11 protein-coding genes and 2 pseudogenes are annotated in these 15,480 nt (G+C 60.3%); 4 read left to right on the forward strand and 9 right to left on the reverse strand.

Going from position 1 to position 15,480, the window contains the following annotated elements:
- Positions 1 to 124: 124 nt before the first annotated feature.
- The 9 genes from HNR03_RS09970 to edd all read right to left on the reverse strand — a co-directional run bounded on the left by HNR03_RS09970 (position 125) and on the right by edd (position 11,214).
- Positions 125 to 1,285 (reverse strand): ABC transporter ATP-binding protein, encoded by a 1,161-nt coding sequence (locus HNR03_RS09970; protein ID WP_259153123.1) that lies wholly within the window; start codon positions 1,283 to 1,285, stop codon positions 125 to 127.
- A 2-nt stretch (positions 1,286 to 1,287) separates the two neighbouring features.
- Positions 1,288 to 2,133, reverse strand: coding sequence for a carbohydrate ABC transporter permease (locus tag HNR03_RS09975; protein ID WP_090187346.1), 846 nt, complete (start codon positions 2,131 to 2,133; stop codon positions 1,288 to 1,290).
- Positions 2,126 to 3,034, reverse strand: coding sequence for a carbohydrate ABC transporter permease (locus tag HNR03_RS09980; protein ID WP_090187348.1), 909 nt, complete (start codon positions 3,032 to 3,034; stop codon positions 2,126 to 2,128). Before HNR03_RS09980 ends, HNR03_RS09975 begins: the two co-directional genes overlap by 8 nt.
- A 148-nt stretch (positions 3,035 to 3,182) precedes the next feature.
- Positions 3,183 to 4,484, reverse strand: coding sequence for an ABC transporter substrate-binding protein (locus HNR03_RS09985; protein WP_259153126.1), 1,302 nt, complete (start codon positions 4,482 to 4,484; stop codon positions 3,183 to 3,185).
- Between the two features lie 117 nt (positions 4,485 to 4,601).
- Positions 4,602 to 5,861 (reverse strand): AGE family epimerase/isomerase, encoded by a 1,260-nt coding sequence (locus HNR03_RS09990; RefSeq protein WP_259153127.1) that lies wholly within the window; start codon positions 5,859 to 5,861, stop codon positions 4,602 to 4,604.
- 225 nt (positions 5,862 to 6,086) lie between these two features.
- Positions 6,087 to 7,556: an ATP-binding protein gene (locus tag HNR03_RS09995; RefSeq protein WP_222588148.1), complete on the reverse strand. Its 1,470-nt coding sequence runs from the start codon at positions 7,554 to 7,556 to the stop codon at positions 6,087 to 6,089.
- On the reverse strand, positions 7,546 to 8,277 hold the full coding sequence (locus HNR03_RS10000; RefSeq protein ID WP_259153128.1) for a response regulator: 732 nt from the start codon (positions 8,275 to 8,277) through the stop codon (positions 7,546 to 7,548). The genes HNR03_RS09995 and HNR03_RS10000 overlap by 11 nt, the downstream gene beginning before the upstream one ends.
- Positions 8,278 to 8,437: 160 nt before the next feature.
- Positions 8,438 to 9,391 (reverse strand): glucokinase, encoded by a 954-nt coding sequence (locus HNR03_RS10005; RefSeq protein WP_259153133.1) that lies wholly within the window; start codon positions 9,389 to 9,391, stop codon positions 8,438 to 8,440.
- Positions 9,388 to 11,214: a phosphogluconate dehydratase gene (gene edd / locus HNR03_RS10010; RefSeq protein ID WP_222588150.1), complete on the reverse strand. Its 1,827-nt coding sequence runs from the start codon at positions 11,212 to 11,214 to the stop codon at positions 9,388 to 9,390. The genes HNR03_RS10005 and edd overlap by 4 nt, the downstream gene beginning before the upstream one ends.
- Positions 11,215 to 11,434: 220 nt before the next feature.
- On the opposite strand from edd, the gene gap reads away from it, so the two are divergent.
- The 4 genes and pseudogenes from gap to HNR03_RS31900 form a co-directional block, all read left to right on the forward strand.
- Positions 11,435 to 12,436 (forward strand): type I glyceraldehyde-3-phosphate dehydrogenase, encoded by a 1,002-nt coding sequence (gene gap / locus HNR03_RS10015; protein WP_059402992.1) that lies wholly within the window; start codon positions 11,435 to 11,437, stop codon positions 12,434 to 12,436.
- A 29-nt stretch (positions 12,437 to 12,465) separates the two neighbouring features.
- Entirely contained in the window at positions 12,466 to 12,930 is a 465-nt protein-coding gene (locus HNR03_RS10020; RefSeq protein ID WP_222588152.1) for a methylglyoxal synthase, read from the forward strand.
- A 572-nt stretch (positions 12,931 to 13,502) separates the two neighbouring features.
- Positions 13,503 to 14,462 (forward strand): annotated as a pseudogene (locus tag HNR03_RS31895) (chemotaxis protein); the annotation flags it as partial.
- A gap of 378 nt (positions 14,463 to 14,840) precedes the next feature.
- Positions 14,841 to 15,368 (forward strand): annotated as a pseudogene (locus HNR03_RS31900) (methyl-accepting chemotaxis protein); the annotation flags it as partial.
- Positions 15,369 to 15,480 lie beyond the last annotated feature (112 nt).

Consider the following 15,480-nt stretch of genomic DNA (forward strand, 5'->3'; position numbering starts at 1 on the left):
GACAGGCCGCTCTGCGCATATCCCCCTGTAGGAGTGAGCCTGCTCGCGATAGCGGTGTGTCAGTCAACATCAATGTTGAATGAAAGTTCGCAATCGCGAGCAGGCTCACTCCTACAATTGATCTCTAGCGGCCTTTGAACTGAGCGACGTTGGCGCTGTGGCTCTCGGCTTTTGGTTGACCGGCCACCCCCAGGCGCTCACCCGTCTTGGCATCGAACAACAGCACTTTCGATGGATCGAATTGCAACGTCAGGGTCTCGCCCACGGCCGGTGCAACGTCCGGCGCCAGACGGCAGCAGACTTTGGTTTCATTGAGATTGACGAACACCAGGGTGTCGGGACCGGTTGGCTCGGTGACCTGGACTTCGGCGCGAATGGTCGGCAAACCATTGGGCTCGCTGCCTGCCAGCACGATTTGTTCCGGGCGCATGCCGAGGATCACTTCGCGGTCTTCGAGCCCGGCGTCCTGCATGCCCAGCGGCAATTCGCAACGTGCCTGGCCGCTGTCGAGCAACGCCAGCAGACGACCGTCCTTGCGCTGCAAACGCAGCGGGATGAAGTTCATCGGCGGCGAACCGATGAAGCTCGCCACGAACAGATTGGCCGGGTTGTTGTAGATGTCTTTTGGCGTGCCGAACTGCTGAATGATCCCGTCCTTCATCACCGCCACTTTGTCGCCCAGGGTCATCGCTTCGATCTGGTCGTGGGTCACGTAGACCGTGGTGGTTTTCAGGCGCTGGTGCATCAGTTTCATTTCGGTACGCATCTCGACGCGCAGCTTGGCGTCGAGGTTGGACAGCGGTTCGTCGAACAGATAGATCTTTGGCCGACGCGCCAAGGCACGGCCCATCGCCACGCGTTGTTGCTGACCACCGGAGAGCTGGCCCGGTTTACGGTTGAGCAAGTGTTCGATCTGCAGCAGCTTGGACACCCGCGCCACTTCCGCTTCGATGTCGGCGGCGGGCATTTTGCGGATCTTCAAGCCAAAGGCGATGTTCTCGCGCACGCTCATGGTCGGGTACAGCGCGTAGGACTGGAACACCATGGCGATGTCGCGGTCTTTGGGGCTCATGCCGCTGACATCCTGATCACCGATCATGATCGCGCCGCCAGTGATGGTTTCCAGGCCGGCGATGCAATTCATCAGGGTCGATTTGCCGCAACCCGAAGGTCCGACCAGGATCAGGAACTCACCGTCCTTGATCGACAGTTCGATGTTCTTGAGGGTGTCCGGCAGGCCAGGGCCATAGGTCTTGTTTACATTGCGAAGTTCGAGCGTTGCCATGATTACCCCTTGACTGCGCCGGCCGTCAGCCCGCGCACGAAATACTTGCCTGCGACCACATAGACCAGCAGGGTCGGCAGCCCGGCGATCATCGCCGCCGCCATATCAACGTTGTATTCCTTGGCCCCGGTACTGGTATTGACCAAGTTGTTCAACGCCACCGTAATGGGTTGCGAGTCACCGCTGGAAAACACCACGCCGAACAGGAAGTCGTTCCAGATCTGGGTGAACTGCCAGATCAGGCAGACCATGATGATCGGGGTGGACATCGGCAGGATGATCAAGCGGAAGATGGTGAAGAAGCCCGCGCCATCGAGCCGCGCCGCCTTCACCAGCGCATCGGGCACGCTGACGTAGTAGTTGCGGAAGAACAGCGTGGTAAACGCCAGGCCATACACCACGTGCACGAACACCAGGCCCGTGGTCGTGCTGGCCAGGCCCATCTTGCCGAGGGTGAACGAGGCCGGCAGCAGCACGGTCTGGAACGGCAGGAAGCAACCGAACAGCAGCAGGCCGAAGAACAATTGCGAGCCGCGAAAGCGCCACATCGACAGTACATAGCCGTTCAACGCGCCGATGGCGGTGGAGATCAGCACCGCCGGAACGGTGATCTTGATCGAGTTCCAGAAATACCCGTCAACGGTGCCCCAGGCCTTGACCCAGCCAATGCCGCTGACCACGGTCGGCCAGCTCAGCAGGTTGCCGGAGTTGATGTCTTCGGGTGTCTTGAAACTGGTCAACAGCATGACCACCAGCGGTATCAGGTACAGAAATACGGCAAGGATCAGGACGCCATAGATCGCGATACGACTCAGGCTGATGGAAGGTTTGGCAGCGAAACTAGTCATGACGCTTGGTCCTCAGCTCGGAGTACAGGTAAGGCACGATGATTGCGAGAATCGCACCGAGCATCAGAATCGCACTGGCCGAGCCCATGCCCATCTGGCCGCGACTGAAGGTGAAGGAATACATGAACATCGCAGGCAGGTCGGACGAATAACCCGGGCCACCGGCCGTCATTGCCGCCACCAGGTCGAAACTCTTGATCGCGATGTGGGCCAGGATCATCACTGCGCTGAAGAACACCGGGCGCAGGCTCGGCAACACCACTTTCAGGTAAATGCGCGGCATGCTCGCGCCATCGATCTGGGCGGCACGGATGATCGATTGATCAACGCCTCGCAGACCGGCGAGGAACATCGCCATGATAAAGCCCGAGGCTTGCCAGACCGCTGCGATCACCAGGCAATACACGACGCGATCCGGATCGATCAGCCAGTCCAGGCGAAAGCCTTCCCAGCCCCAGTCGCGCAGCAATTTGTCCAGGCCCATGCCCGGGTTGAGCAGCCATTTCCAGGCCGTACCGGTGACGATCATCGAGAGCGCCATCGGGTACAGGTAAATGGTGCGAATGAAACCTTCGCGACGAATGCGCTGGTCAAGGAACACCGCCAGCAGCACACCGATCACCAGGGTGATACCGATGAACATGCCGCCGAAAAGCGCCAGGTTCTTGCTCGCTACCCACCAGCGATCGTTGTCGAACAGCCGTTGGTATTGCGCCAGGCCTGCCCACTTGTAAGTCGGCAGGAAGGTCGACGTGGTGAACGACAGGACGAAGGTCCACAGGATATAGCCATAGAACCCCACCAACACGATGAACATGCTGGGCGCCAGCACCAGTTTGGGGAGCCAGCGCTGCAATGCATCGAACGGCGAGGCCTTGCTGAACACAGCAACAGAACTCATGGGGACATCCATTACGAGAGAAAATTTACGTTGGAAATGCTTCCCCTTGTAGGAGTGAGCCTGCTCGCGATAACTGAGTGTCAGACTCTGGATGTATCAACTGATACACCGCCATCGCGAGCAGGCTCGCTCCTACAGGGGCCAAGCATTACTTGGCCGCTTTGATCGCCGTGCCGAGTTGCTTGGCGGCAGTGGCCGGATCGGCTTTCGGGTCGTTGATGAAGTTGGTCACGACATCAAAGAACGCGCCTTGTACCGCCAGCGTGGTCGCCATGTTGTGCGCCATGCTCGGCTGCAAGCCGCCGGACTTGGCGTCCGCCAGGAAGTCCTTGGCAGCGGTCTGGGCGCAAGAGTCGAAACCGTACTTGCCCATGTCGCTCAGCATGTCGTTTCGAACCGGGATCGAGCCTTTGTTGATGCTGAAGACTTTCTGGAAGTTCTCACCCAGCACGATCCTGGCAATGTCCTGCTGAGCGGCAGCAGTGCCCTTGTCTTTCTGCTTGAACACCGCCAGGGAGTCGATGTTGTAGGTGAAGGCCTTGTCGGTGCCCGGGAAGGCTACGCACTCGTAGTCTTTGCCGGCGACTTTCTTGGCGGCTGTCCACTCGCTCTTGGCCCAGTCACCCATGATCTGCATGCCGGCCTTGCCGTTGATGACCTTGGCCGCTTCCAGGTTCCAGTCCTGGCCTTTGCCGTCGGCGTCCATATAGGTCGCGACTTTCTTCAGCTCGGTCAGCGCCTTGACCATCTCGGGACCAGTCAGAGCAGCGTTGTCGAGGTCGACCAGGGCTTTCTTGTAGCCGTCGACGCCCATGACCGAAAGGACTACCGCTTCGAACACGGTGCTGTCCTGCCAAGGCTGGCCGCCGTGGGCAAGCGCAATGAAGCCTGCAGCCTTGAGCTTGTCACCGGCCGCGTAGAATTCCTGAAGGGTGGTTGGCGCTTTTTCGATGCCGGCTTTCTTGAAGACTTCCGGGTTGATCCACAACCAGTTGACGCGGTGAATGTTCACCGGCACGGCCACGTAATCACCGTCGTACTTCACGGTATCGGAGACTTTCTTGTCGAGCAGGCTGTCCCATTTTTCGGTTTTGGCAGTGTCTTTCAAGACGTCGGTATCGAGCAGACCGGTAGACGCCCATTCCTGGATATCCGGACCTTTGATCTGCGCTACACCCGGCGGGTTACCGGCAACGGCACGGCTTTTCAGTACGGTCATGGCCGTAGCACCGCCACCACCGGCGACAGCACCGTCCTTCCAGGTGAAACCGTCTTTTTCGACTTGGGCCTTGAGGACATCGACAGCAGCTTTTTCACCACCGGACGTCCACCAGTGAACGACTTCTACCGAACCTTTGGAATCGGCGGCAAGCGTACTCAGGGGGAATGCAGACAGAGGAAGCATTGAAGCGAGAGAAATGACAGTAGCGAGGCGAGAAATCGCATTCATCTAGTAGTACCTTTCTTGTTGTTATGCATGCAAGTCTGGTGCTTGCGCTGCATAGGATTTTAAACAGGAGTCATCCCTTCGCAGGTAACGAAGGGACGTTGGAATGTCACCGCATGGTTACACAGGAGCGCTCTGGGACAACTGTCCCAAAGCCGTGGCCATGCTCGGCGCCAACGGCAGGCGCGGGATCAAGACGGCTTGCCAGGCGTGATACAAATCCGGTTTACCACCCCAGATATCAGCGCTTGGGTGGTTTTGCGGGTCCAGTTCATGGTGCCAACTGCCACCTTCACGGTCGATGAAATGACTGTCACAGAATTCCCAGAACAGTCGGTACCAGGCTTCGTATTGTTCATCGCCGGTACGTTTGAGCAGCGCACTGGCCGCGGCGCTGGCTTCGCAATGGGTCCAATGCAGGCGATGGCTGACCACGGCGCGATTGTTCCAGTCCAGCGTGTAGACAATCCCGGGCAGCCCGTCGACATTCCAGCCATGGCGGCAATTGTTATCGAAGAGTTTTTGCGCATCGGTCGCCAGCCAGCCCGGCGTGAGCATCCCGGCCTGGACCCGCGCAGCCTCGAGGTGCAGTAACAACCGCGCCCACTCGAAACCGTGTCCCGGGGTGGTGCCGTAGGGACGAAAACCATCGGCCGGGTTGTCGTGGTTGTAGTCACGCAGCGGTTGCCAGTTGCGGTCGAAATGCTCAACCACCAGGTAATCGTTGGCTGCGGCGTGACCGTGGATCACCCGCTCGACGATCCGTTGCGCACGGACCAGCCAGCGGTTGTCGTCGGTGACATCGGCCAGTGCGAGGAAGGCTTCGGTGGTGTGCATGTTGCTGTTGGCGCCGCGATAGGCCTCTTCCTCGCTCCAGTCGCGGTTGAAGGATTCGCGCATCGCGCCCTCCTCCTCGCTCCAGAAATGCGTGTCGATGATGTCGATCGCGTCATCGAGCAAGGCCTGCGCGCCGGGCCGCCGGGCGACCACCGCCGAACTCGCGGCCAGGGCGACAAAGGCGTGCAGGTAGGCGGCCTTGCCGGTGTTGTCGTGAAGTGGATGGGCGGTGGCGAACCAGCCACCGTGCTTGGCATCCTTCAACGGACCGCTGAGGGCCTGGACGCCATGGTCCACCAGTTCGGCAAACCCCGGCAGCCCCTGAATATGCGCCATGGCGAAGCTGTGGGTCATGCGCGCAGTGTTCATGGTTTCGGCTTGGGCGTTGGCCGGGAGGCGGCCCTTGTCATCGAGATTGCCAAAGCCTTCCGCAAGCTTTGAAGCCTTGGCAAACGCCAGCAAGCGCAGGCCTTCGGCGGCGAGCCAGTGTTGATGGGCAGGTGCGTTCAGCCAACTGCTGAAAGCCGGTTGGAAGGTGTCCATGGGGTGCCTTTTTTGTTGTTTTGACTGGTCGCAGTCTAAACAACGGCGGGTGGCGGGCTTGTAACGAAGGGGGCGAGTTATGTCACCGCTCTGTGACATTTGGCTTGAGGTATTTGATTAATGGTCTGACGCCTTCGCGAGCAAGCCCGCTCCCACAGGGTTATGTGTCCGACACAATCCAATGTGGGAGCGGGCTTGCTCGCGAAGAACGATAACGCGGTCTCGCTAATCAACACTGCGCGGCAACTGCAACGTCACCCGCAACCCGCCCTCACGCAGGTTCTGCAGGCTGACTTCCCCGCCATGACTGTGGGCAATATTGCGCGCGATCCCCAACCCCAGGCCATAACCCTGCTGCTGCCCGGCCAGGCGGAAGTGCGGTTCGAACACCTGTTCCAGCCGCTGCTCCGGCACGCCCGGCCCTTCGTCGTCGACGTGCAGGATGAATGCGCTTTCATCGTCATCGATGTGCAGGTGAGCGTTTTGCCCGTACTTCAACGCGTTGTCGATCAGGTTGCCGATGCAGCGCTTGAGCGCCAGCGGTTTCCCCGGATAAGCCGCCACCGCCCGCCCCTGCTGGGTCACGCGACCATTGCCATTGGGTGCCAGGTACGGCTCCACCAGGCAATCCAGCACATGATTGAGGTCCACCGGTTCGATGTTTTCATGGATGTCGGTGTCTTTCACACATTGCAGCGCGCCTTTGACCAGCAGCTCCAGCTCATCCAGATCGCGACCGAACTTGGCTTGCAGCTTTTCGTCTTCAAGCAACTCCACGCGCAACCGCAAACGGGTGATGGGCGTGCGCAAGTCGTGGGAGATCGCACTGAACAATTGGCTGCGCTCAGTCAGGTAACGGCTGATGCGTTCGCGCATGGCATTGAAGGCACGCCCCACTTCGACCACTTCACTGCCGCCACCCTCAGCCACCGGCTCGACTTCGGCGCCCAGGGACATGTCCCGCGCCGCCCGCGCCAGGCGCTTGAGCGGCCGGCTCTGCCAATGCACCAACAGGCCGATGAACAACAGCAGGAAGCCGCTGGTGAGGACGATGAACCAGACCTGTTGCGCCGGCAGGCCCTGCTCTTCAAGACTGGTGTAGGGCTCGGGCAACAAGGACGCGATGTACAGCCATTCCCCCGGCGCCATCTGGATCTGCGTGACCAGCACCGGCGGATTGATCGGTTCCAGGGTCAACGCGTAGTGCGCCCAGGAGCGTGGCAATTCATCGAGTTTCAGCCCGCTATTGAAGATCCGCAGGTCGGCGGGACTGACGAAGGTCACCGAGATATCTGTGTCGTGGCCCAGGGACTCACGCAACACTTCGTCCACCGCTTTGAGCACCGCCGCTTTACGCGGAGTGATCGGCAGCACTTCCATGCCCAAGGGCTTGTCATTGAGGGTCACGACAAACCGGGTGCCGCCCATGCTGCGCAACTGGTCGAGCACCAACGGACGAAACGCCACCGGCAGCGAGCGAAAATAGCTGACGCTGGCGGTCATCGAATGGGCCAGGCTTCGGGCGCTGGTGACCAGGCCCTCGAGCTGGGTGGCGCGCAGTTGCGAGACCCAGATCACGCTCGATAACGTCTGTGCGAACAGCACCGCCAGCAGGGTCAGCAGCAACATGCGCCCAAGCAGCGAACGCGGCACCGGCACCCGGGCAACCAGCTTGCGGAAAAACTCAGTGACCATTGCTGGCAACCACATTGGCGGCCAGTTGGTAGCCGCTGCCGCGCACGGTACGGATCAGCCGGGGTGGCTTTTCGGTGTCGCGCAGGCGTTGACGCAGACGGCTGACGGCCATGTCGACAATGCGATCCAGCGGCATCAGATCACGGCCACGGGTGGCGTTGCCGATGGTGTCGCGGTCAAGGATTTGCTGAGGGTGATCGAGGAACAGTTTCAGTAGCGCGAAGTCGGCGCCGGAGAGAATCACTTCTTCACCGTCGGTGTGGAACAGCCGATGGCTGACCATGTCCAGGCGCCAGTCGTCGAAGGCCAGCACTTCGCTGCCGGAGCGCTCCTGACCGAATTGCGCACGGCGCAACAAGGCCTTGATCCGCGCCTGCAATTCACGAGGACTGAAGGGTTTTCCAAGGTAGTCGTCGGCACCCAGCTCCAGGCCGATGACGCGGTCGGCCTCGTCGGAACTGGCTGTGAGCATGATGATTGGCACCTGAGCCTGACGCGGGTGTTGGCGGATCCAGCGACACAGACTGAAACCGTCTTCGTCCGGCAGCATCACGTCAAGGATCACCAGATCGCTCGGGGCCTCGTTCATGGCTTGGCGAAAGCCTGCGCCATCGGGCGTGGTGCGGACCTGGAAACCGGCGCGGGTCAGGTAGGTGTCCAGCAACTCGCGTATCTCTTGATCGTCATCGACCAACAAAATCGACTTGTTGACTGAGCTCACGGGGCGGCGTCCTTGTTGTTTGAGTTGTGCGGATTATGCCTGATGGACCTTGAATATGATCGTTCCCACGCTCTGCGTGGGAATGCCTCAAGGGACGCTCCGCGTCCAGTGACGCGGAGCGTCACGGGCTGCATTCCCACGCAGAGCGTGGGAACGATCACTACTGTGCTTGATCGAGTGCCACACCCGCGCCCATCAGGCCGGAATACGGCGCCGTCACCAGCCACACCGGAATGCCTTTGAAGTAATCGCTCATGCAGCCCTTGTCGGCGAAGCACCGGGCGAAACCGCTTTCGACGAAGAAATCGGCAAACCGTGGAATCACCCCACCGACGATGTACACACCGCCGCGCGCGCCCGTGGTCAGCACGTTGTTGCCGGCCACGCGACCGAGCCAGCAGCAGAATTGCTCCAGCACTTCCAGCGCCACCGGATCACCCGCCAACCCGGCAGCGGTGATCGCTTCCGGCGTTTCGAGCACCGGCGTATGACCGTCCACCGCGCAGATCGCCCGGTAAACCCGTGGCAAGCCGCTGCCGCTCAACGCGGTTTCAGCGCTGACATGACCGATCTCATTGAAGATGTGCTGCCACAGCTGAGTTTCCCGCGGGCTGCTCAGGGGCAAGTCAACGTGACCGCCCTCGCCCGGCAATGCCGCAAAGCGACCTTCGCCAAGGTCGAGCAAAGTGCCGACACCCAGCCCCGTGCCCGGCCCGATCACTACAGCGGGACGCAGCGGTTCCGGCGTGCCTTCGCACACCACGCGAAATTCGCCGGGCTGCAAACGGGTCATGCCCAGGGCCATCGCCGAGAAATCGTTGATCAGCAGCAGTTGATCAACCTGCAAAGTCTTGCAGAAGCCCTTGCGGCTCAGGCGCCAGTGATTGTTGGTGAACTTGAATTCATCACCGCTCACCGGGCCGGCGACCGACAGGCACACCGATCCAATGTCGCCCGGCTTAAGCCCCAAGCCGCCGAGGTAGACACCAATGGCCTCCTCAGGGCTGGCGTAATCTGCCGTCGCCAGCACCTGGATCGACTCCAGTTGCTGGCTTTTCCACAACGCGAAACGTGCGTTGGTCCCACCGATGTCACCGACCAAAGCCAGTTTCAATTAAGCGTCTCCAGGGCAGAAGTAAAGGCGCTGGCGCCCTGCTCTGCGGAGCTGAAAGCCATGCGCATGAAACCAAACAGTTCGCGACCGGTGCCGATGTTGTTGCCCAACAGGCCCTTGGCCGGCGTGCGCGCTGCGAATTCTTCGGCGTCCACCTTAAGCTCCAGGGTGCCTTTGACGCCATCGACGCGGATGATATCGCCCTCTTGCACCCGCGCAAGAGCGCCGCCCACATAGGCTTCCGGACTGACGTGAATCGCCGCCGGGATTTTCCCCGACGCACCGGACATGCGCCCGTCGGTCACCAGTGCCACTTTGAAGCCGCGATCCTGCAGCACGCCGAGGAACGGCGTCATCTTGTGCAGTTCCGGCATGCCGTTGGAGCGCGGGCCCTGGAAGCGCATCACCGCAACGAAATCCTTCTCCAGAAGACCGGCCTTGAACGCATCGGCCAGGTCCTGCTGATCCTGGAACACCATGGCCGGTGCTTCGACGATCTGGTTCTCCAGCGCGACGGCCGAAACTTTCATCACACCGCGACCGAGATTGCCTTCCATCACCCGCAGGCCGCCTTCCGGCGAGAACGCACGAGCCACGGGACGCAGGATACTTTCGTCGAGGCTTTCGGTGATGCCTTCGCGCCAGACCAGTTCGCCGTTGTCGAGGAACGGTTCCATGGTGTAGCGGCGCAGCCCGTGGCCCAGCACCGTATTGACGTTTTCGTGGAGCAAGCCGGCATCCAGCAGTTCGCGGATCAGGAACGACATGCCGCCCGCAGCCTGGAAGTGGTTGATGTCGGCCTTGCCGTTCGGGTAGACGTGGCTCAGGGTCGGTACCACCTCGGAGAGGTCGGCCATGTCCTGCCAGGTCAACTGGATGCCCGCCGCCATGGCGATGGCCGGCATGTGCAGCGTGTGGTTGGTCGAACCGCCAGTGGCGTGCAGGGCAACGATGGAGTTGACCAGCGAGCGCTCGTCGACGATTTCGCCGATCGGCAGGTAATTGCCATTCTGTTTGGTAATGCGCGTCACCTGATGCGCCGCTTCGCGGGTCAGGGCATCGCGCAACGGCGTGTTCGGATTGACGAAGGAAGCGCCCGGCAAGTGCAGGCCCATGACTTCCATCAGCAACTGGTTGGTGTTGGCGGTGCCGTAGAACGTGCACGTGCCAGGGCTGTGATAGGAATTCATTTCCGATTCCAGCAGCTCTTCGCGGCTGGCCTTGCCTTCGGCATAGCGCTGGCGCACGTCGGCTTTCTGCTTGTTGGAAATGCCCGACACCATCGGCCCGCCCGGGACGAAGATCATCGGCAGATGACCGAAACGCAACGCGCCCATCATCAGGCCCGGCACGATCTTGTCGCAGATGCCGAGCATCAGCGCGCCATCGAACATGTTGTGGGACAACGCCACGGCGGTGGACAGCGCGATCACTTCGCGGCTCGGCAGGCTCAGTTCCATGCCCGGCTCGCCCTGGGTCACGCCATCGCACATGGCCGGGGTGCCGCCGGCGAACTGGCCGACAGAGCCGATTTCGCGCAAGGCCTTTTTGATCTGTTCAGGAAAGACTTCGTACGGCTGATGCGCCGAGAGCATGTCGTTATATGACGAAACAATCGCGATGTTCGCGGAGTTCATCATCCGCAAGCTGTTCTTGTCCTCGGTGCCGCAACCGGCCACGCCGTGGGCGAAGTTGGCGCATTGCAGCTTGCCGCGCATCGGGCCATCGCTGGCTGCACCGCGAATGAGTGCAAGGTAAGCCTCGCGAGTTGCGCGACTGCGGGCGATAAGCCGTTCGGTGACCTCAAGGACGCGGGGATGCATGTGTAGAACTCCAGGCTAACGGATGTGGCGACCTGATTGTCTATGCTGAACAAGAGCCGGTGTCGATGGGATGACAGACGGTTTTCTTGATCGGTCGGACCAGTTGATTCAGGTCACTCGTTGTAGATTGAACAAAATATTGCCATTAAAAAGGCTTGTTTTCTATTTTTATGCGAATAATCTTGTAATTCCAACAACAAAACGACGGCGGCCCTGTTAAATGACTCTTCGAATCGCAATCAATGGTTTTGGCCGAATTGGCCGTAACGTCCTCCGCGCACTGTATACCCAAGGCTATCGCCAGGATCTGCAGATCGTTGCCATCAATGACTTGGGCGACAGCTCGATCAATGCTCATCTGCTCAAGTACGACACTGTTCACGGCACGTTCGACGCCGATGTCCAGCACGATCAGGAAAGCCTGACCGTCAACGGCGACCGTATTTCTGTCAGCGCCATTCGTAACCCGGCCGACCTGCCTTGGGCCGCGGAAAAAATTGATGTGGTGTTCGAATGCACCGGTCTGTTCACCGACCGGGCCAAAGCCGCCGCGCATATTACGGCCGGCGCACGCAAAGTGATCATCTCGGCACCGGCCAAAGGCGCCGACGCCACCGTGGTTTACGGAGTCAACCACGACATTCTGCGCCAATCGCACCAAATCATTTCCAACGCCTCGTGCACCACCAACTGCCTGGCGCCTGTGGCTCAGGTGCTGCACCGCGAACTGGGCATCGAAAGCGGTCTGATGACCACGATTCACGCCTACACCAACGACCAGAACCTCACCGACGTTTACCACACCGACCCGTACCGTGCCCGTTCGGCCACCCAGAACATGATCCCGAGCAAGACCGGCGCCGCTGAAGCGGTCGGCCTGGTGCTACCGGAACTGGCGGGCAAACTGACCGGCATGGCGGTGCGTGTTCCTGTGATCAACGTCTCGTTGGTCGACCTGACCGTTCAGCTCAAACGCGAAGCGAGCGCTGACGAAGTCAACGCGCTGCTCAAAGAAGCCAGCCAGCACTCGAAGATTCTTGGCTACAACACCCTGCCGCTGGTCTCCAGCGACTTCAACCACAACCCGCTGTCGTCGATCTTCGACGCCAACCACACCAAGTCCAGCGGCAAGCTGCTCAAGGTGCTGGCCTGGTACGACAACGAGTGGGGCTTCTCCAACCGCATGCTCGATAACTGCCTGGCGCTGTGCAACGCTGAGTAATCCGCCGTGAAAAAGCAGGAGCAGCAGCGATGATCGGTATCAGCTTCACGCAAAAGACCATGGCGGCGCGCAAGCGTATCGCCTTGGTCGCCCATGACCACTGCAAGGTGTTTTTGCTGGATTGGGCCGAGCGGCAGAAAGACAGGCTCGCGCAACACGAGCTGGTCGCCACCGGCACCACCGGATTGTTATTGCAACAACGCCTGGATCTGCCGGTGGAAAGCATGATCAGCGGTCCCTTGGGCGGTGATCAGCAGCTCGGCGCGCGCATCGCCGAACAGCGGGTCGACATGCTGGTGTTTTTCTGGGACCCGTTCGAACCGCAGCCACACGACCCGGACATCAAGGCGTTATTGCGGGTCGCGGCGGTCTGGAACATTCCGGTGGCCTGCAACGAATGCAGCGCCGACTACCTGCTCAGCAGCCCGATGATGGATCAGGCGCACCAGCACCGCATCCCCGATTACGCGACCTATCTGCTGGGTCGCGCATAACCCCTTCCCCCTCAATCATTGATCACTCGAGCGGATGACAAGCCGTTGTCATTCGCTCGAATCAATGGCTTGCACCAGCAGATTCACCTGTTACAGCTCTGCAAAATCTCCTGATTTTTTTGCCATTTTCAGGGCATTTTCCTGCGCAAACGATCAACCATGACCGCTCGTCGGAGCCACCATCATGCATCCTCTTCCCACGCCGATGTGCATTGAATGGCGCTGAATGGATTTGGCGATCGGGTCGACTTCGACCCATAGCCAACAACTCATTCATTTGCCATTTGCGAGTTCGCCCCATGTTCGACACTCTCTCCATCCGCCTGAAAATCGTCCTGCTGTCCGGTCTGTGCCTGCTGGGTGTGATCGCGCTGATCGTCAGCATGAACTTCTACCAGACCAATCAGAACGATGAACTGGCCAGTGCCGCCAGCAGCAAGATGCTGACGGACAGCGTGCAGAATCTGCTGCAGTCCAAAGCGGCCGAGCAAGCGGTGCGGGTGCAGAAGACGTTCGGTGAAAACCTGCTGGTGGTGACCGCCCTCGCCGACCAGATCAAAGACATGCGCAACATGGCCGCCAAGCGTTCGATTGAAGCCGGCGCCCTGCGTGAAGAGCTGAACCAGAGCCTGAAAACCGCCTTCGAGCGCAACAGTAAGGTGCTGGGGATCTGGCTGGCGTTCGAGCCCAACGGGCTGGACGGCAAGGACAGCGAGTTCGCCAACGATGCTGCCCGCCAGTCCAACGAAGTCGGACGTTTCGCCAGTTACTGGAGCCGTGCCGGCGGGACCGGGCTGAACACGATCATGGTCGAAGACGACATGACCAAAACCACCTTGAGCCTCAGCGGCACGCCCTACAACAGCTGGTACACCTGCCCTCGTGACAGCAAGCGCACCTGCCTGCTCGACCCGTATGCGGACACGGTCGGCGGCAAGGAAATGCTGATGACCACGATTTCCGTGCCGCTGTTGGTGGACGGCAAATCCATCGGCGTGGTCGGCGTAGACATTGCTCTGGACGCGCTGCAAGCCGCCGCAATCGATTCCCAGCGCGAGCTGTTCAACGGCGCCGGGCACATGCTGATTGTTTCCGGCAGCGGCGTGCTTGCCGGTTACAGCACCGACGCGAGCAAGGTCGGCAAAAACATCGGCGAAACCCTGGGCGCAGACGGCAAGGAGATTCTGCAACTGCTCAATGGCGGCACGCCGAAGATCCTCGAACAGGGCGACCTGATCCGCGCGGTGTTCCCGGTCAGCCCGATCAACGATTCCAAGGCCTGGGGCGTGGTCATCGATCTGCCCAAACAAGTGCTGCTGGCCGATTCGGTGAAGCTGCAAAAAGTACTCGATGAGGCCCAGCAAAGCGGCACGATCCAGGCGGTGCTGGTGGCTGTCGTTGCCGGGCTGATTGGCCTGTTGCTGATCTGGCTCACCGCGTCCGGCGTGACCCGGCCGATCAACAGCGTCGCCGAAATGCTCAAGGCGATTGCCAGCGGCGACGGTGACCTGACCCAACGCTTGCACTACACCAAGAAAGACGAACTGGGCGAACTGGTGAGCTGGTTCAACCGCTTCCTCGACAAGCTGCAACCGACCATCGCGCAGATCAAACAGAGCATCACCGACGCCCGAGGCACCGCCGACCAGTCTTCGGAGATCGCCCGCCAGACCAGCGAAGGCATGCAGGTGCAGTTCCGCGAAATCGACCAGGTCGCCACCGCGTCCAACGAGATGAGCGCCACCGCCCACGACGTCGCCAGCAGCGCGTCGAACGCAGCCAATGCTGCCAAAGGTGCCGATCAATCGGCTCGCGATGGCATGTCGATCATCGAGCGCAGCACCCGTGACATCAATCAACTGGCCGACGAAGTCAGCAAAGCCGTGACCGAAGTCGAAGCGCTGGCGGTCAACAGCGAACAGATCGGTTCGGTGCTGGAAGTGATCCGCAGCATCGCCGAACAAACTAACCTGCTGGCCCTCAACGCGGCCATTGAAGCGGCCCGCGCCGGCGAGAGCGGTCGTGGTTTTGCGGTGGTGGCCGATGAAGTGCGCAACCTGGCCAAACGGACCCAGGATTCGGTGGAAGAAATTCGCATCGTCATCGAGCGCATCCAGTCCGGCACTCGCGGCGTGGTTGCCACCATGCATTCGAGCCAGACCCAGGCCCACAGCAACGCCGGGCAGATTCAACAAGCGGTCCAGGCCTTGAGCAAAATCAGCGACGCGGTCACCGTGATCAGCGACATGAACCTGCAAATCGCCAGCGCCGCCGAACAGCAAAGCGCCGTGGCCGAAGAGGTCAACCGCAACGTCTCGGCAATCCGTACCGTCACCGAAACCCTGACGGGCCAGGCCACCCAATCGGCGCAGATCAGCAACCAACTCAATTCCCTGACCAACCAGCAGATGAAATTGATGGACCAGTTCCGCGTTTAAAGTTGCACCGCCAATCCCCTGTATCTGATCGTTCCCACGCTCCGCGTGGGAATGCAGCCCGTGACGCTCCGCGTCACTGGACGCGGAGCGTCCCTTGAGGCATTACCACGCG

Origin of the sequence: Pseudomonas sp. JAI111 (assembly GCF_024809425.1) — a bacterium.
GTDB lineage: Bacteria > Pseudomonadota > Gammaproteobacteria > Pseudomonadales > Pseudomonadaceae > Aquipseudomonas.

Bases quoted from the DNA above. Each gene is read 5' to 3' on its own strand.
- HNR03_RS09975 (WP_090187346.1), bottom strand. From the start codon at position 2,133: ATGACTAGTTTCGCTGCCAAACCTTCCATCAGCCTGAGTCGTATCGCG.
- HNR03_RS09990 (WP_259153127.1), bottom strand. From the start codon at position 5,861: ATGGACACCTTCCAACCGGCTTTCAGCAGTTGGCTGAACGCACCTGCC.
- edd (WP_222588150.1), bottom strand. From the start codon at position 11,214: ATGCATCCCCGCGTCCTTGAGGTCACCGAACGGCTTATCGCCCGCAGT.
- gap (WP_059402992.1), top strand. From the start codon at position 11,435: ATGACTCTTCGAATCGCAATCAATGGTTTTGGCCGAATTGGCCGTAAC.
- HNR03_RS09970 (WP_259153123.1), bottom strand. From the start codon at position 1,285: ATGGCAACGCTCGAACTTCGCAATGTAAACAAGACCTATGGCCCTGGC.
- HNR03_RS09980 (WP_090187348.1), bottom strand. From the start codon at position 3,034: ATGAGTTCTGTTGCTGTGTTCAGCAAGGCCTCGCCGTTCGATGCATTG.
- HNR03_RS09985 (WP_259153126.1), bottom strand. From the start codon at position 4,484: ATGAATGCGATTTCTCGCCTCGCTACTGTCATTTCTCTCGCTTCAATG.
- HNR03_RS09995 (WP_222588148.1), bottom strand. From the start codon at position 7,556: ATGGTCACTGAGTTTTTCCGCAAGCTGGTTGCCCGGGTGCCGGTGCCG.
- HNR03_RS10020 (WP_222588152.1), top strand. From the start codon at position 12,466: ATGATCGGTATCAGCTTCACGCAAAAGACCATGGCGGCGCGCAAGCGT.